Source organism: Priestia megaterium (assembly GCF_023824195.1).
Classification (GTDB): Bacteria; Bacillota; Bacilli; order Bacillales; family Bacillaceae_H; genus Priestia; species Priestia megaterium_D.
In genome coordinates, this window is the sequence record NZ_CP085442.1 from 3,176,379 (window position 1) to 3,193,408 (window position 17,030).

Sequence of the window (17,030 nt, forward strand, 5' to 3'; positions counted from 1 at the left end):
TTTGTTAATACTGCTTATCTTTATAAGAAGCAGCTGACGTTGCAAGCTTTTTCGTAATAGAAGCCATCATAGAAAGCTCTTCTTCTGTTAAATGCAAAAGATAGCGGTCCATAATGGCTTTTCGACCATTCAGCACATCTTCAAGCTTGCGATGCCCAAACTCCGTTAAGGTAATATCAACGACTCGTCTGTCCTCTTTATTATGTTCTCTTACGACAAAATTGTGTTGTTCAAGACGATCTACTAAAAGAGTCACGGCGCTCGGTTTAACATCCATCAGTTCCGCAATTTGAGAAACCTTGCTGCTCCCTACTTTCTTTAAATAAGAAAGAACAAATAATTGCGTAGGAGTCATCTCATGCTCATTTAGGCTCTCCATCATTTCGGGCTGCATTTTTTCAAATAGCACTTGAAGCGATGAACGAATATCTCCAAGATACTGATTGCTTTTTGTCACATCTATTCCTCCAGGCTTGCTTATTTATTTCATATTATAAATAGTTAATGCTAATTAAATATAAATGCATATAAACTAAAAGTCAATTATTTCTTTTTTAGTATTGACCCTTACGCTGCGTTATATTTTATAGTAGATTTCAGAAGGGAGATGAAAGAATGAACAGAAAAATAAAAGAGGTTGCTGACTTAGTAGGAATCAGCGTCCGCACGCTGCATCACTATGATGAAATCGGGCTATTAAAACCTGATGCCGTTAGTGAATCCGGCTACCGGCTTTATTCACCGGCTAATCTCGATATGCTTCAGCAAATATTATTTTTTAAAGAACTTGGCTTCCCTTTAAAACAAATTCACGAGATTATAACAGACCCGACGTTTAATCGCACAGAAGCATTGATACTGCAAAAAAACATGCTGATTGAAAAACGCAGTCGGCTCGATCAAATGATTTTAACCATTGATAAAACGATTCAATATGAAAAAGGAGCGATTGAAATGAACGAAAAAGAGCGTTTTAAAGGACTGGATTTTTCGCATAACCCATACGAAGAAGAAGCACGGAAGCGCTGGGGAAATCAGCGGGTAGATGAAGCGAATGAAAAAGTAAAAAGCTTCTCACAAGAAGAACAGCAGCACATGTCAAACAAATGGGAAAGTATCTACACTCACTTAGCTTCGCTTCGTGATCTGTCACCATCCTCTACAGAAGCTCAAAAAGCTATTGCGACATGGTATCAATTTTTAAATGAGAACTTTGGAACGTATTCATTAGAAGCCTTTAAAGGTCTTGGAGAAATGTATGTGCAAGATGAGCGATTTACAACTAACATTGACCGCTATGGAAAAGGATTGGCCAAATTTATGAACGAGGCGATGAGTGTATTTGCGGACGCTAAAAAACAATAAACAAAAAGAGAGTGAGATATAACTATATCAATTCAATCTAAAGACGAACCATTGGCATACATGATCTGAACTTCTTGTTTCGCCGCTGTTGATTTCCGTCCAAGGCTTCGCTTTCCGCGGGCGGGCGCTGAGTCTCCAACCAACCGCTAGAAGCACCTACCTATATGAAGCCTATGTTCATCACCACAATAAAAAAATCCGAACGATTCATCGTTCGGATTTTCATTCACTTAACATACTTTTGTCCCAGCCTCTTTTTATAAGTGAAGACCCATAAGCATTGTATTATAGTACACGCCATTTATATAGGTGTCTTTTTCTTTTAATCCTTCTGTTTGAAACCCTAGCTGCCTGTATAAAGAAATAGCTCTTTGATTATCTTCTCGCGTCACAAGTTCGATTTTTTTTGTTTGTTTATTCGTATGTGCCCATTCAATCAGCTGTCTGCCTAACCCTAGCCCGCTATAAGATTTCTCTACTACAATACCGAGGGTCCCCACATGCTTATTACGCGGGTTTTGGGAGGAGGTGATGGATGCAATACTAATGATTTTCTCTTCTTTTTCAGCCACAACTATAAGAGAATTTTGCTCTTGTTTTACAGAAGATAAAAACAGTTCGTACTCTGAAAGAGGTGTAAGAAACTCACCTTCTCCTCCTACCCGGTTGTAAAAAGCAATCATTTTCTCTGCGTCTTTTGGTGCTGCTTCTCGAATACTGACGCCTATACCGTTCTTTAATGTACGTAAACTCATATACCTATCTTCCTTTTGGTTATTCTTGTTTGCTTAGCCCAATTTTAGCGCTGTTTTTCTCTCCACTGATCTAACCACATGCGATTTCCTAAAGCCGTAAAATCATTTTCGTCGGCGTAGCGTTCAATGACGGAAAGCGCGTTGTCCTCAAGCATTGGTGAATAGCTCATGATTTCTAAAATATGATGTGCAGCCCATAGATCAATTCGATAAGTAGGATTCGTCAGCAGTGTTGCAAACTCAAACAGCATGCCTGGATAATATAAATGAATGAGCTGCGCAATTTTTTTCATATCTTCTGCAGCTCGGTTGCCTTTTTTTACAGATTTTTTATCTCGATAATCGATTTCATAATGAATTTTTGCGCTTTTTTGATAAAGATCAACTAGCGTTTCATACGTACGGTGTTTACGCATTTCTCATCTTCCTTTGCTTCTAGATTTCCTCGTTTGAAGATGCTATAGTTCATTTTTAGGTTTCATATATTCAAATAAATGCAGCAAAAATATGATACTTCCGCCAATACACATCACAAAACTTAACGTAGCAGGATACTGAATAAAGAAACCGACAACACCAAAAATCAGCATAGCAAGCGCTCCTATCATCATAAACAGATGATAAGCCGGTGTATTTTCTTCATTATTCATACATAACTCCTTTTCACTATTTTTTTAAGTTATTAAAAAGATATGATACTTCTTTTGGACTATGATCTTTTATTTTGCTGCCGCTTTATTTCTTTAGCTTAGCACGAAGTAACGTGAGAAGGCCTCCTCCAAACATGACGCCACCCACAATTTGATACAGATGTATGTAGCTTTTTACCGTTTCAAGATACAGATCTGTGTCTGCGTTCCCTTTACTTTCTAGCCATTTTTGACCCATGGCCTGCCCTGTTGCAACGCTTTTCAACAAAACGACCAGGCCTCCAAGCATGACAACAGCGGCGATAATAAGCTGCACCTTTTCTTTGTCATCTAGCATTTTTTTGAGCTCATCTGCCATATATATCTCTCCCATCCTTACCTTGTTATGTATCTACTTGTTTGTAATCATGCTGTTTTTCTCTATTATAACTCTCAACTTGGTCATTATAACACGGTTTTGCCCTGTCTTTAGTCTTACTTTTCATAAATTAAGCCTTTTTGGGTGATACTATCTTTGAAACACAGGCGTCTTTAACATCCTTTCATCATTTTTAAAGGGTTACTAATTGAGGTTGATACATGCTTATATTTTTAGGGATTTTTTTACTTTGTGCAGCTGTTTGTTTAGTAGAAATACCTTATTTAAAAAAAGTGAACAGTAAAAAAGAAAAGCAAATTTTTTGGAGTTTGTTCATAGTAAGTATTTTAATTGTTAGTTTAAAATACGGCGGTGTGGAGATCCCTAACCCTGGAGACGGCATTGCTTTTTTATTAAAACCTTTTAGTGATTTTTTGTTCAGTCTGTTGAAATAAAAGGAAGTGAACAACGTGCATAGTCAGATGAATTTATCCGCAGCACAGTTTCGAATACTCGTCATCTTTTATAGTTTAGGCGACACCATTTTAGTCGTGCCTGGAAGCTTAACGGCTGATTCTAAACAAGAGGCATGGATTCCAGCTATTTTAGGCGTAGGTGTAGGCGTTTTTCTTGTATGGATGTATATCAAACTTTCTAGCCTTTATCCTAATAAAACGCTCATAGAACTAAACGAAGCCATTTTAGGCAAGTGGCTAGGAAAGTTTATCTCTCTTTTATTTGTCGCTTCTACTCTTCTTTTTTGCAGTCAAGTTTTGTTTTACGTGGGCTCGTTTCTAACAACTCGCATTATTATTCAAACACCTATGCTTGCTGTTCATATTTTGTTTATGGGAATTGTGATTGTCGGCGTTCGGCTTGGCATTGAAACGATTGCCCGCTGTGCTGAAATTCTCTTTCCTTGGTTTGTTATTCCGTTCTTAATCTTAGTTTTTTCGATCTTCCCTCAAATTCATTATGAGAATTTGCAGCCTTTGTTAGAGGTAGGCGTTAAGCCTATTATCAGATCTATTCTGGTATTTACAAGTATTACTTCTCTCACTTTTATTGTATTGCTAACCGTTTTCCCTGCTCACGTAGCGGAACCAGATCAGCGAAACCGCGCTTTTTTTACGGGAAGCTTAATCGGCGGAGGCATTATGATTATTGTCTTATTGCTTGGCATTCTTGTACTTGGAAATACGTATACACGTATTGCTTTATATCCAAGCTATGAGCTTGCAAGACGGATCGAAGTTGCGGATTTTCTAAAAAACATTGAAGTAATTATGGCTATTATGTGGTTTTTATCTCTTTATTTTAAAACGTCTCTCTACTATTATGCGACCGTTTCTGGACTCGCTCAAATTCTTGAATTAAAAAACTACCGAATTTTAACTCTTCCGCTAGGTATTATTGCCGTTACATTTTCACTTATCGTGTATCCAAGCATTCCATATGAACAAACGTGGGACAGAGATACGTGGATTCCGTACAGTCTATTATTTGGACTATTTTACCCTCTTGGATTATTAATTGTTGGTAAAATTCGCGTAAAACATTCTGCGTCTTTATCGAAATAAAAAGAAATTGAGACATAACGAAATCCATCCAATCTATAGATGAACCAATTGGATAAATGAGCTGGACTGCTTGTTACACCGCTGTTGATTTCCGTGCAAGACTTCGCTTTCCGCGGGCGGCCGGTGAGCCTCCTCGTCTCGTATGCTCCTGCGGGGTCTCATCCCTTCTGCTTTTCCCGCAGGAGTCTTCGCCTTGCCCTCCCAATCAACAGCTAGAAGGAGCCACATACATGAAACCTAGGTTCATCCTACCAATAAAAAAATCCGAACGATTCATCGTTCGGATCTTCCCTCAACGAAACTACTTTGTTTCAGCCTCTTTTAAAAGAACACGGTTATGCTCACTAATCCATTCCACAGCATATGTAAAATCATAGATGGGAAAATAGATTTTGTTCGATAATAAATAATGGCAAAAACAAGTCCCATGACGGTAGCTGTAATCGGAAAGCCAATATGTAAAAGACCGAATACAAGAGCGGAAACGAAAATGCCTACAAGCACGTGGTGGCGTTTGGTTAAGAAACCACACAAAACACCCCTATAAAGCAGCTCTTCTTTAATAGGCGTGATAACTGCTACACTTATAAAAAATATCCAGCTCGAAAGCAGCGTTTGATTAAAACTGCCTTGATTTAAATCTTTTTGCTGCTGATCTGCGCTTTCTACGTTTAAAAATGAAAGCATCACGTACTGCACCGCGGCTACAATTAAAAAGCCTACCACAATATATACATACGTTTTTCTTTCTTTTAATACTGAGACGTTCCACATAGGCTTTAAAAATCTGCGCACAGGCCTGTACAGCACCGCAACGCCTAGAAAAAACGCCGCGTCTACCAGCAGAGCATATGGTCCTTTTAATAAAATTCCCGTCATATTTGAACCCGTAACTTCATCGTAAATAGCTACTCCAATTCCGGCTATAATCTGCAGACCAAAGCCTAACACGATAAATAGAAGCAGCGTGAAGTAAGTAAACTCTTTTTTCTTTTTAGGGTTTAAAACCGGTTCTGAATTTGTTGATAACGTACTCAAAATAGCAACCTCCAAAAATGATTCTTTCTCTCTAGTGCTCTCAAAATTCTACCATAACCTCCGCTTAATGATGTTATTTTTTAGGAAAAAAGTTATATTTTTTCACATTTTATACACAAAGGTAGGGTTTTAAAAGATAAATGCGCTAGCCAAATTAGTTGTCAACTTCCTTATATTTGATTACGCTTGAAGAAATCTTACCGAAAGTGAAGTGAAAAAATGGCAAACATTTTAATGATCAATTTTCCCGCTGAAGGTCACGTAAACCCAACGCTTGGAATGGTAAAAGCTTTTTCAGACCGAGGTGATACCGTTCATTACATTACGGCCGAGCGTTTTAAAGAGCGTCTTGAAAACGCCGGGGCTATCGTACACACTCACCGGGACTTATTAAGCGGTGTATCCATCAAGCCTGAAACTCCTCAAGGAATCAACGCTTTTTTAAATATCCACATCCAAACGTCTTTAGATACGCTGAAGCTTGTTCATACATTATCAAAAAAAATTGACTTTGACTTTGTGTTTTACGACAAGTTTGGAGCAGGCGAATTAGTACGTGATTATTTGCGAATTCCCGGGATTGTATCATCTGCTTCCTTTTTAATGCCAAAAGAACGCTTAGCAATGATGCCTCTGCATCCGGATTCAGGCGTTCCATTTAAACCTGACGAAAAAGCTCAGTACGGGCTCAGCTTGCTAAAAAATCAGTTTGGCGTAGAACCTAAAAATCTGCTTCAATTTATGAACAATGAAGGCGAATTAACGGTCGTATATACAAGCCGCTTTTTTCAGCCGCTTCATGAACATTTTGATGACTCCTGTTTATTTATTGGGCCAAGTTTTCCAAAGCGACACAGCTCTCATGATTTTCCGTTAGAAAAGCTAAAAGACGAGAAAGTTCTTTATATTTCAATGGGAACGGTACTTCATGACGTAGAAGGCTTTTTCAACCTTTGCATCGACGCATTTAGCGACTTTGATGGAAAAGTTGTGATTGCAGCAGGAGACCGAGCTGATTTTAAAAAGATAAAAAAAGCACCAGAGCATTTTATTATTTCGCCCTATGTTCCCCAGCTTGACGTGTTAAAAGAAGCGGACGTTTTTATCACGCACGGAGGCATGAACAGTGTAAACGAAGGGATTCATTTTAACGTACCATTAGTCGTTTTACCTCATGGCAAAGATCAGCCGCTCGTTGCTCAAAGGCTCGTGGAACTAAACGCCGGGTATCGCTTAGCAAAAGAAACAGTAAATGCTTCTCTTTTAAGGAGTGCCGTTGACGAAGTTGTCCGCGACGCTCGCTATAAAAAAGGGATTAAAGAAATCAACGCAAGTTTCCAGCAGGCATCTGGCCCGGCTGCAGCAGCCGAAAAAATTGTCAATTACGTAGTAAAGCAACATTCATAAAGAAAAGGTGCACATCTGTGCACCTTTTTTTCATTAAAACAGCTATGTACAAACTGTATATACGCCAATGATTAGCAAACTGACGGCTAAAAAACTTATGAATACAAATCCATATGACTAAAATAATCGAAAATATGATTTAAATCTGTAATCTTTATGCTATGAGTGCTGTAAGCAACGATTATTTCAGCCAGCATAAGAACGAATAAAATGGCCAATAGCACCTTAACAAGCGGAAATTGTCGGAACTGAGGAGAAAAAAGCAGCTTACTGACTGTATACAAAAACAGCAGGATAAAGTAGATCATCATGGCATTTGTCGCCTGAAGGGGCACATTCCAGACAAATATGTACACGCTGAATGTCAAAATTAAAATAAACGACATTTCTTTCCCGCTAAAAAAATCACTCATTGCGTAACACCTTTTCTTGTTCATGAATGAATAAGAAATTATAAACTCACGAAACATTAACATTATTTTTACAACAGTATACACGATTTTCCTCTTGATTTCTATATACCGATGTATATATGGAGCTGCTTTTAGCGGATTGGCGTCATGTTTTTGCATGTAATAGGTTATAGTAACAGGGAAAGGCTCATAAAGGAGGTTTAGATAATATGGAAAACACAAATGAATTTGTTCAAAAGCTGAACGATAATCAAGAAAAGCAGCGTAAAAATAAGCAGGGTCAAGCTACTGGACATCCTGAGAAAAAACTTCCTAACAAACAGCATTAATGTTGTAAAAGTTGGCTGTAAAGACAGCCGGCTTTTTTTCTGGACTTTTTTCGGAAGTCGAAATGTTTGAAGATAAAACAAATCCCCTGTTACAATAAACTGAACCCGCTGCACAAACGTTCGCAGCTATACTTTCCTCTTAAGGAGCTGAATATAAAATGAGTAAATTTGAAAAATTATTCCAACCAACAAACATTGAAGCATTTAATTTACACACTCGTACAGCAATGGCACCGATGACAAGATGCTTTGCTGATCCACAGACAGGCGTAGTCGGTCAGGACGTTGTAGACTACTACCGCCGCCGCGCAAAGGATGGTATTGGCTTAATTATTAGTGAAGGAATTGTTATCAGCGAACGCGCAAAAGGAAATCCTGGCGTTCCGGGTATCTATACACAGGAACAAATTAATTCATGGAAGCCTGTAACGGAAGCTGTTCATGAAGAAGGCGGCACGATTATCGCTCAAATTTGGCACGTTGGCCGCTTGAGTCATTCCGGGTTAATCAATGGGCATAAGCCTCAGGCCCCTTCCGCTATTGCAGCACAAGGCCAAGTGCCTCGTTTCCGCAAGCCCTACGAAGAGCCTGAAGAAATGTCAAAAGAAGATATTAAAGAAGTTGTAGGACAGTACGCTCAAGCAGCTAAAAATGCCATTGAAGCAGGCTTTGACGGCGTTGAAATTCACGGTGCTCACGGATATTTAATTGATCAGTTTAATTCGGACTGGTCTAATAAACGCACTGATGAATATGGAGGCGATCTTGCACAGCGATTAACGTTCATGAAAGAAGTGATTTCTTCTGTTATTGAGGCCATTGGAAAAGAACGCGTTGTGATTCGCTTCTCTCCTCATAAGCTTGATAAACCAGACTACCGCTGGGATGATACTGAAAAAGCCATTCAAACGTATACAGAAGCATTTAAAGAAACAGGAATCGAGGTCATCCATCCGTCTATGCTGGATTTTTATGAAGATGTTCAAAACGGTCAAAACCTTTATAAAATTACGCGTAAGTACTGGGATGGACCGATTATCGGCGTAGGTGATTTAACGCCTGAATCAGCTGAAAAAGCGCTTCAAGCCGGCTGGATCGACGTAGCTGCTATTGGCCGCCCGCTAATTTCAAATCCTGATTATTTACAGCGCATCAAAAACGGAGATGCTCTTGTCGAATACGATGCTAAAAAACATTTACCAGAGCTTATCTAAAAAAAAGCGCTCCTTCCGGAGCGCTTTTTTTATTGGTTTACGTATGCCTGAACTTCTTGTTTCCAAATAGCATAGCCTTGGCCTTTTAAATGAAGACCATCAACCGTGAAATTACTTTTTAACTGATTATGTCTAGATACTTTCGAATACAGATCAATGTAAGAATCATTGTGTTTCTTAGCTAGACGCTCTAAATAGTTATTTAATGCGATAACATCTTTATTGTCCACTGCGTCGCCGCATTTTTTATTGTTCACGGGCAGTACACTTTGAATATAGACTTTTGTATTCGGTGATTCTTTATGAATACGTTCAAGAATTTCAGCGTAATTGGCTTTGGTTTTTTTTACAGATTTTTGCTCATTTAAATCGTTAATGCCGATCATTAAGAAAATCTTTTTTGGCTTAGCATCTGTAATACTTTTTAGACGATGCAATACCCCTTCTGTTGTATCATCGGCTACGCCTCGATTGACAATCTGCTTATTATGAAAAAGTTCGCTCCATTCAGAGCGCTGGGTAATGCTATCACCGAGAAATACGATTGACTCTTTAGGAATACTTAATTGCTTGAACAAAGTGGTCCGTTCAATGTAATAAGGATTATCTCTATAGCTTTGCTTAGACGAATCCTTAGATGACAGCGGATTTTTCATCGCGCTGTTGCTTGTTGCATAAAAAGCAAAAACACCTATGAAAAGGACATTTAAAATAATGGAACTGATAAATACAACTTTCTTTGTTGAACTCACGAAAACGACACTCCTGTACTTTGTATGTTTTTTAGATAACTCTATGATGATATAGTAAAGCTTCCTGTTAACACTCTTTTCCCTCCATACAAGACATTTAATCATTTTTTGTAAATAATGATTTTACATAAAAAAGAAGCGGCGCTCGAAAGCGCCGCTTCTTTTTCTATAATATAAGGGGTTAAAACGTACTTTTATTATAACATATAGTTTATGGTCATATTTTCCTCTATTAGAAAATAGTTCTTATGTCGTTTCTTTTTCCAGCTGTTTTTCTCTTTTTACTTGCTTTGCGAAGAAGAGTTCGTATACCACTGGAATAATAATTAAGGTAAGAAGGGTAGATGACGTAAGCCCTCCGATTACCGTGATAGCTAAGCCTTTTGAAATCAGCGTTCCGCTTGACGTAGTAAGCGCCAGCGGAATTAATGCAGCAATGGTAGCAAACGCCGTCATTAAAATTGGACGCAAGCGCGTTTTCCCAGCTTCAATAAGGGCTTCACGGATCGTCATCCCTTTTTGTTCGCGATTTTGGGTAATTCGATCTACAAGTACAATCGCGTTTGTTGTAACGATTCCAATCAGCATTAAGAATCCAATCATGACGCTGACAGACAGCGGTTCTTTTGCAAGTACTAGACCAACTAACGAACCGATTGGCACAAAAATGAGTGACGATAAAATGATAAATGGAATACGCGCTTTTCCAAACGTAACGAGCATCGTTAAATACACAAGGCCGATTGCTGTTAAAATGGCTAGACCAAGAGATTGGAAGATTTCGACGGTCTCGTCGCTTCCTCCTCCTCCGTCCAAGCTCACATCTTTTGGCAAGTCTAACTTTTTCACTCCATTTACAACATCTTTGGTCACAGCTTGAATATCATCGCCTTTGATGTCTGCTTCTACTCGCGCAAATACTTTGCCGTCGAGCTTTTGAATAGAAGTGAATGTATCAATTGTACGAACGTCAGCGATATCTTTTACTAATACAGGCCCTCTCTCTGTAAACACTTGCAGGTCTTTAATTTCTTTTACTGAGGCAAGGTCTTTATCGTACGAAAGCTGAACGGCTCGTTTTGTATTATCTAATTTTAAGTCTCCAACGGATACCGGTTTGGTTTGATCAGAGATCGTACCGAGCAGCTGAAATCCAGATACCCCGTACTCTGCGGCTTTATCAGGATCTACCTCTACTACAAGCTGCTTTTGCTTATCTGAGAAGTTATTTGTTACATATTTAAGACGTTTGTCTTTGTTTAAGTGGTTTTCCACTTGCTTAGCTGCCTTTTGCAAGTCATCTAAATTAGAAGAATATAAATCAACCGTCACGTTATTATTTGTAGGCGGCCCTCCTGTTGATGCTTCTTGCACATTAACCGTTGCTTTAGGTGATTCTTCTTTCGTAATGCTTTCCATTTTCTTTTGAACTTTATCAATAAACGTATCGACATTCACGCCTTCTTTTACGTTCAAGAAATAGCCAACCTGGTTCGGGCGTTTTACACCTGTTGAAAAGTCGCGTGATCCAACTTCTGTGGTCACATCTGAAATTTCGTTTTGATCCGCAAACATCTTTTCAATTTTTAAAGATACATCGTTTGTTTTTTCAAGTGATGTAGATGCCGGTAATTGAACGTTGGCCTGAAGCATTTTTTGTTCTTCATTTGGAATAAACGTAAAGCCAAGTAAAGGAACAAGCGCAAATGACCCAAACAGTAAAATAAAGGATAAAATTAAAATTTTGATTTTATGATTAAGTGACCATGCAATCGCTTTTGCATATCCGCGCTGCAGCTTTCCTTCTTTTTCTTCAGGCGGTACTTTTTTAAATGCAAACTTTGCTAGAATCGGCACGATTGTAATCGCTACAAGAAGAGATGCTAACAGTGAAAAAACAACTGTTAAGGCAAACGGCAAGAAGAACTCTCCTGTAATTCCTCCTACAAAGCCGATTGGCAAGAATACGACAACCGTTGTAATTGTAGACGAGGTAATAGCTTTTAAAATCTCTTTTGTGGACGATTCGACAAGCTCATTGCTCATGCCTTCTTCTGAACGGCGAACGCGTCTGAAAATGTTTTCAATAACAACAATACTGTCATCCACTACGCGCCCAACGGCTACAGCCATTCCGCCTAGTGTCATAATGTTAAGCGAAATATCAAGCTGGTTTAAGAAAATAGCTGATACTAACAGCGATAATGGAATCGATATAATCGCAATGATCGTGGCACGGAAGTTACGCAAGAAAATCAGCACGGCGAGTGACGCAAATAATGCCCCGAGCAATCCTTCGCGTACTAATGTTTCAACAGACTTTTCAATGCCGTCAGCTGAGTCAAAGCCGATTGCGTAGTCTAACTGATCATCATATTTTTTCAAAATTTTCATCGTTTCGCTGGCCACTTCAACCGTATTAGCATCTTGTTTTTTTGTGATGGCCATCGACAGTGCATCTTTGCCGTCATAGCGCGTATATTCGCCTTGTTCTGTTACGGCTTCGACTTTGGCAATATCGCCAAGCTTCACAGGCTTTGCTTCAGGATTCATCGTGGATTTCAGCTGGATTTTCTTTAATGCATCGATCGTCGCAACTTTTTCTTCTACTCGCACTGGAATTTGAAGCTCTTTTCCGTTTAATGTTCCTGCTGGGAATGAAACAGCTTTTTGATTAATTTGTTCTTTCATCCCATCAAGCGTTAAGCCAGCTTGAGCTGCTTTTTCTTTATCGACCGTAATTTGTAAAAGGTCCTCTTTCACGCCGCCAACTGAGACGGAGTTAATACCTTGAATTTTATTCAACTCAGGAATCACTTCATCGTTTAATACTTTTTCAAGATTTGCATCATCTTTCGCAAACAGTGAAATGTTGAAAATCGGGAATGAACCAAATGAAAAACGGTTTACGTCTACATTTGATGACTCTGGTAAATCTAATTCTTTTATCGACGAGTTAATTTGCTGTTCAACTTTATCTAAATCCGTATTAAACGGGAATTCTAAATTAATAATACCGACGTTTTCATACGATACGCTTTGTACGCTTTTAACGCCTTCAATTCCTTTCACTTGGTCTTCGATTTTCGACGTGACGCTTTCATTTACGTCATCAGGAGAAGCCCCGGGATACGTTGCTTCAATGGACAGCTGCGGAAATTCGATATTCGGCAGTAAATCAATTTTTAGTTTTGAAAATGAATATAGCCCCGCTAAAATAAGTAAAAATGAAACGATTGACACAGCTACCGCATTTTTTAAACTAAATCTCGTCAAAAAATTCATCTTTTTCCTCCGTTACGTAACTAAGTTATTTGAGAAGCCTTCATCCTTTAATAGCTGCAGACCCGGTTTATTTTTTTTAAACAATTTTAGAGTACCCGTGGGTCAGTTTTAGGCAAAAAAACCTCACCTCCTTTCATGTGCTGATGAACTGTCTATACAAACTGAAATTTGATGGTCGCACGCTCCCCCTGGCAGTGAGATAAAGGAAAAGCCGTCTTGACCATATAAATCCCAACCTTCAAAAAACGAGCTGTCGTGAAACATATCTAGCGCATACCCATTAGAAAACGTAATTCGAAGTATACCGATATCTTCATACCACTGTATAGAGATAATGTGCTGGCCAAGCAGCAGCGCTTCGACTTGCTGACGCTGCTCGGCAGAATGTAGCGATTTCCAGTCCGCTTGACCAAGCAAGATGTTGCGTTTGTTTTTTAGTCTCCATGGACATTCTGCCACAAGTCCACCTTTACTAAATCCAAGAGAAAACGGCAGGGTATTGTCTGTGTTAACCTTGGTAACGGTTTGTTCTTGAAAATATGAAAAGTTAATTACTGTGCTGCTGTTATTCATCATATCCCTCCATTATCAACCAGTACCGATGAGTCATTTTTGGGTCTCAAAATAGCAGCCTTCAATGTATAAGTTCACAATGAACTCCGCATAGTTCATGATATCTTCTTCTGTTATATCATCATCGGAAACGATATCCATCCTATACCCATTTAACATGCTGCAAAACGCTTTTGAGTGTAAAAAAGCATTTTTTATTTTCTGCTCTTCAATCAATTTAGCAACAAGCCCGTGATAATCCTCAAAAAATTGATGAAGACGCCCCATCATTTCTGGCATTTGGTGAGGGGCTTGCCAAAAAGAGTCCGGATATTTTTTAGTTTCGTAAAAAAAGAGCAGGTGATGCTTCGCAACTGAATACAGCTTTTCATGAAACGTTTGGCATTCATCCGTTCTTCGCTTTGCATGATACAAAAACTCATCAAACGAACGATTGTTCACGGCGATATAAAGCGACTCTTTAGACGAAAAGTACAAGTAAAGCGTTCCTTTAGATACACCCGCTAGTTTAGCAATATCAATCATTTTTGCTTCATAGTAACCTTTTGATCCGAACACTTCAAAAGCAGCATCTAAAATTTTCTCTCTCTGCTGTTTTCGGTTTGTCATGGTAAAAAATCCTCTCATACGTTTTCGATACTATACATATAAAATAATTAAAATAACTTGTCAACACGTAGTGTGCTCTTTTATCCATTGCATCACAAGAGTATGTCAGTTTTTCAAACAAAATACTTCTATAGAGCAAATTAAAGCGTTTTCGACTTTTTTGTGACAGATACAAATGATGCTTGTATATGAAGAGCTCGCTATGGTACATTTTTGTCATTGATACAGAAATTTATTCCGTCGTTACGGGAGGAGAAAACATGGTTCTTACATCACCAATCGGTCGCCTGCGTTTAGTAGGCATTTTAGAAGGAATTTCATTTTTACTGCTGCTGGGCATTGCTATGCCGCTAAAATATGCAGCAGGCATACCCGAAGCTGTATCAGTTGTAGGCGCAGCACACGGTGCACTTTTTGTGCTGTACGCTCTTGCAGTCGTTCATGTGAAATTCGCGCATAAATGGTCAATCGGCCGCTCTTTATTTGCATTTCTTATGTCGGTTATTCCGTTTGGTCCTTTTATTTTAGAGCGCCAGCTGAAAAAAGAACAGTAAAAGAAAAGAACGTCACGGACATCATGTTTCCATGACGTTCTTTTTCCTTACTGTTCCGCACTGTTTTCGCTAAAGTGGTCAATCGTTTTCCACCACTTCAGTGAGTGAGGTTTTAATAACATTCCAATTTCTTCTGGGCTAATTTGCTGATCTATAATCATTTCATGCATTGCTTGAAAGAGTCCCGTTGTAACCGCTTCTTTCACATCAGATTCACCTTCTATATACAGCTGTTCAATCGCTTCAAACACATCCGGTTCACGTTCGAGCTGGCCGTTATATTCAAGAGAGATCAAATGACCCGCTACTCGGCTTAATTCATGCTGCAGCTCCTCTTTATCGTTGAGGTCGATTTCTTCGCTTGGCTCAAAAGATGGGCAAGCTTCTTTTAGTAATGGAATAACATTTTGTTTTGTAATCATATCTAAATTCCCTGCCTTTGCATGTGTGACAAATTCTCTATTCTCTACCCTTTTCTCTTTTTCTATAAACTTGTTTTACAAAACTTTTCCGTTTTCTACAACTACTTCTCCTTTTTTCACTACGCAGTCAATATGATTTAAGCCATACTGATATTGAAGGGTTCGATAACTAGAGACATTAAAAATCGCTAAGTCAGCCTGTTTTCCGGCTTCAATACTCCCAATCTTATCTCCTTGATTAATAGCATGAGCTGCGTTAATAGTTGTGGCTACAAGCACTTCTTCAGGACTCATGTTCATATTCATACATGCCAGGTTCATCACAAATTGCTGTGAAGTCGTTGGAGATGAACCTGGATTGCAGTCTGTAGAAAGAGTAACCGGAACTCCTAAGTCGATCATTTTTCTAGCATCTGGCCACTTCATTCCAACAAATAAGGAATTCCCGGGTAAGAGTGTGGCTACGATCCGTTTTTCAGCCAGTTTCTTTAATCCTTCATCAGAAGCATACAAAAGATAATCTGCTGATATCGCTCCTACCTCTGCTGCGAGCTCCGCTCCTCTGCAGTATTCAAAGGGGTCGGCATGTATTTTAGGAAGCATGCCATATCTTTTCCCCGCTTCGAGTATTTCTTGGCATTGTTTGAATGAAAAAGCATTTGGAAGGCATACAGCATCATTAAATGCTGCGAGCTTATAAGAAGAAATTTGAGGAATCATTTCGTGAATAAGTAAATTGACGTATTTCTGCGTATCTCTTTTATATGCAAAAGGTACCACGTGTGCTCCTAAAAAGGTACTTACCACATCAACTGCGTGTGTATCATTCAGCATTTTAGCGATTTGCAGCTGCTTTAGTTCTGTTTCTAGTTCTAAGCCATACCCGCTTTTCACTTCTATAGTTGTGACTCCGTGAGCTAGAAAAGACGTAAGACGCTCATAGCTCTGCTGATAAATTCGGTACGCATACTCTTCCTGTGTTTGAACGACAGTGGAGTGAATACCTCCACCTTCTTCTAATAAATCCAAGTAAGAAGTTGGCCTTTCAAACCGCCTATAAAATTCTTCTTCACGCGAGCCAGCGTACACAGCGTGTGTATGGGGATCAATCAGACCCGGAGTTACAATTTTATGTGAAGCATCAATAATCGTTGCTTCATTCCTTTCCCTTTCATATTTTTGTTCTAGCTCTTTTGTTGTACCTACGGTCACAATTTGATCTCCTTCTATCCAGACTGAGCCATTTTCAATCACCGTCAAGTTTCTCATTTCTTTTCCAGCTAAAGGACCTTTATTTTCTTTGGCTGTTACAACTTGCGAAGCATTTTTAATCCATAGCGCTTTTTTTGACATCGCTGAATTTCCCCCTTTTCTAGCGTGTACCACGTTTTGGGGCTCATGTTTACCGTAAACTCATTTAGATTCACCTACACATTTCGCACCTCTGCCTTCTTTCTTGTAGGTAGAAATTTGAAAAAGTATGTCCATGGTCTGAAAAGCGTGTTTTTAAGTCTTTAAAGCTAGATAACTTATACTTTTTTCAATTATATACGCTTTTAGACCCTTCTTTTCTCCGTTTTCTTACTTATTGATTCTCATTTTATACAAATATATCCTTATATACTAAATCTTTTATCACATGTATTTTATAAACATCACGGCGTGTTCCCCTCAACAGGATAAATAATAGATTTCTAGGAAGAGAACGTTTATAATATTCTTTGAA

General features: G+C 38.8%; 20 protein-coding genes and 1 pseudogene. 7 read left to right on the plus strand and 14 right to left on the minus strand.

Features of this window, described 5'->3' with window-relative positions:
• Window positions 1-4: 4 nt before the first annotated feature.
• On the minus strand, window positions 5-457 hold the full coding sequence (locus LIS78_RS16175) for a MarR family winged helix-turn-helix transcriptional regulator (RefSeq protein WP_195782701.1): 453 nt from the start codon (window positions 455-457) through the stop codon (window positions 5-7).
• 158 nt (window positions 458-615) lie between these two features.
• Between LIS78_RS16175 and LIS78_RS16180 the strand changes: the two genes are divergently transcribed.
• Complete coding sequence (locus LIS78_RS16180; protein WP_195782700.1) at window positions 616-1,365, plus strand: MerR family transcriptional regulator; 750 nt, start codon at window positions 616-618, stop codon at window positions 1,363-1,365.
• Window positions 1,366-1,622: 257 nt separating this feature from the next.
• On the opposite strand, the gene LIS78_RS16185 is transcribed toward LIS78_RS16180, so the two are convergent.
• The 4 genes from LIS78_RS16185 to LIS78_RS16200 form a co-directional block, all read right to left on the minus strand.
• Window positions 1,623-2,120 carry a GNAT family N-acetyltransferase gene (locus LIS78_RS16185; protein WP_252283997.1) on the minus strand — a complete coding sequence of 166 codons (498 nt, stop codon included), beginning with the start codon at window positions 2,118-2,120 and terminating at the stop codon, window positions 1,623-1,625.
• A 44-nt stretch (window positions 2,121-2,164) separates the two neighbouring features.
• Window positions 2,165-2,536 carry a hypothetical protein gene (locus LIS78_RS16190; protein ID WP_013057801.1) on the minus strand — a complete coding sequence of 124 codons (372 nt, stop codon included), beginning with the start codon at window positions 2,534-2,536 and terminating at the stop codon, window positions 2,165-2,167.
• A 42-nt stretch (window positions 2,537-2,578) separates the two neighbouring features.
• Window positions 2,579-2,770: a hypothetical protein gene (locus tag LIS78_RS16195; protein ID WP_014459359.1), complete on the minus strand. Its 192-nt coding sequence runs from the start codon at window positions 2,768-2,770 to the stop codon at window positions 2,579-2,581.
• A gap of 85 nt (window positions 2,771-2,855) precedes the next feature.
• Window positions 2,856-3,128: a hypothetical protein gene (locus LIS78_RS16200; protein WP_195782698.1), complete on the minus strand. Its 273-nt coding sequence runs from the start codon at window positions 3,126-3,128 to the stop codon at window positions 2,856-2,858.
• 221 nt (window positions 3,129-3,349) lie between these two features.
• Between LIS78_RS16200 and LIS78_RS16205 the strand changes: the two genes are divergently transcribed.
• Both LIS78_RS16205 and LIS78_RS16210 read left to right on the plus strand, forming a co-directional pair.
• On the plus strand, window positions 3,350-3,583 hold the full coding sequence (locus LIS78_RS16205) for a hypothetical protein (RefSeq protein ID WP_028409212.1): 234 nt from the start codon (window positions 3,350-3,352) through the stop codon (window positions 3,581-3,583).
• Window positions 3,584-3,598: 15 nt separating this feature from the next.
• Window positions 3,599-4,708, plus strand: a complete 1,110-nt coding sequence (locus tag LIS78_RS16210; RefSeq protein WP_195782697.1) for a GerAB/ArcD/ProY family transporter — start codon at window positions 3,599-3,601, stop codon at window positions 4,706-4,708.
• A 73-nt stretch (window positions 4,709-4,781) separates the two neighbouring features.
• Here LIS78_RS16210 and LIS78_RS31430 read toward each other — a convergent pair whose 3' ends face one another.
• Window positions 4,782-4,913 (minus strand): hypothetical protein, encoded by a 132-nt coding sequence (locus tag LIS78_RS31430; protein WP_280640289.1) that lies wholly within the window; start codon window positions 4,911-4,913, stop codon window positions 4,782-4,784.
• Between the two features lie 116 nt (window positions 4,914-5,029).
• Window positions 5,030-5,746 carry a CPBP family intramembrane glutamic endopeptidase gene (locus LIS78_RS16215; RefSeq protein ID WP_209150090.1) on the minus strand — a complete coding sequence of 239 codons (717 nt, stop codon included), beginning with the start codon at window positions 5,744-5,746 and terminating at the stop codon, window positions 5,030-5,032.
• Window positions 5,747-5,965: 219 nt separating this feature from the next.
• On the opposite strand from LIS78_RS16215, the gene LIS78_RS16220 reads away from it, so the two are divergent.
• Complete coding sequence (locus LIS78_RS16220; protein WP_252283998.1) at window positions 5,966-7,153, plus strand: macrolide family glycosyltransferase; 1,188 nt, start codon at window positions 5,966-5,968, stop codon at window positions 7,151-7,153.
• 95 nt (window positions 7,154-7,248) lie between these two features.
• Here LIS78_RS16220 and LIS78_RS16225 read toward each other — a convergent pair whose 3' ends face one another.
• A complete protein-coding gene (locus tag LIS78_RS16225; protein WP_013057808.1) occupies window positions 7,249-7,566 on the minus strand; it encodes a hypothetical protein in 318 nt (105 codons plus the stop codon).
• Between the two features lie 209 nt (window positions 7,567-7,775).
• Here LIS78_RS16225 and LIS78_RS16230 point away from each other — a divergent pair, with 209 nt between their 5' ends.
• Complete coding sequence (locus tag LIS78_RS16230; RefSeq protein ID WP_013057809.1) at window positions 7,776-7,895, plus strand: DUF4023 domain-containing protein; 120 nt, start codon at window positions 7,776-7,778, stop codon at window positions 7,893-7,895.
• A 173-nt stretch (window positions 7,896-8,068) separates the two neighbouring features.
• Window positions 8,069-9,109 (plus strand): annotated as a pseudogene (locus LIS78_RS16235) (alkene reductase); the annotation flags it as partial.
• Between the two features lie 29 nt (window positions 9,110-9,138).
• Here the strand turns inward: LIS78_RS16235 and LIS78_RS16240 are convergent.
• The 4 genes from LIS78_RS16240 to LIS78_RS16255 form a co-directional block, all read right to left on the minus strand.
• Window positions 9,139-9,861: a GDSL-type esterase/lipase family protein gene (locus LIS78_RS16240; protein WP_252283999.1), complete on the minus strand. Its 723-nt coding sequence runs from the start codon at window positions 9,859-9,861 to the stop codon at window positions 9,139-9,141.
• A gap of 246 nt (window positions 9,862-10,107) precedes the next feature.
• Entirely contained in the window at window positions 10,108-13,146 is a 3,039-nt protein-coding gene (locus LIS78_RS16245; protein ID WP_252284000.1) for an efflux RND transporter permease subunit, read from the minus strand.
• Between the two features lie 123 nt (window positions 13,147-13,269).
• Complete coding sequence (locus LIS78_RS16250) at window positions 13,270-13,719, minus strand: DUF6188 family protein (RefSeq protein WP_195782691.1); 450 nt, start codon at window positions 13,717-13,719, stop codon at window positions 13,270-13,272.
• A 33-nt stretch (window positions 13,720-13,752) separates the two neighbouring features.
• Window positions 13,753-14,328, minus strand: coding sequence for a TetR/AcrR family transcriptional regulator (locus LIS78_RS16255; RefSeq protein WP_071273084.1), 576 nt, complete (start codon window positions 14,326-14,328; stop codon window positions 13,753-13,755).
• 260 nt (window positions 14,329-14,588) lie between these two features.
• Here LIS78_RS16255 and LIS78_RS16260 point away from each other — a divergent pair, with 260 nt between their 5' ends.
• Window positions 14,589-14,882, plus strand: a complete 294-nt coding sequence (locus tag LIS78_RS16260; protein WP_013083888.1) for a DUF3817 domain-containing protein — start codon at window positions 14,589-14,591, stop codon at window positions 14,880-14,882.
• A 47-nt stretch (window positions 14,883-14,929) separates the two neighbouring features.
• Here the strand turns inward: LIS78_RS16260 and LIS78_RS16265 are convergent, their stop codons facing one another.
• Window positions 14,930-15,304, minus strand: coding sequence for a DUF7674 family protein (locus LIS78_RS16265; RefSeq protein WP_116071202.1), 375 nt, complete (start codon window positions 15,302-15,304; stop codon window positions 14,930-14,932).
• A gap of 75 nt (window positions 15,305-15,379) precedes the next feature.
• On the minus strand, window positions 15,380-16,657 hold the full coding sequence (hutI, locus tag LIS78_RS16270) for an imidazolonepropionase (RefSeq protein WP_195782688.1): 1,278 nt from the start codon (window positions 16,655-16,657) through the stop codon (window positions 15,380-15,382).
• Window positions 16,658-17,030 lie beyond the last annotated feature (373 nt).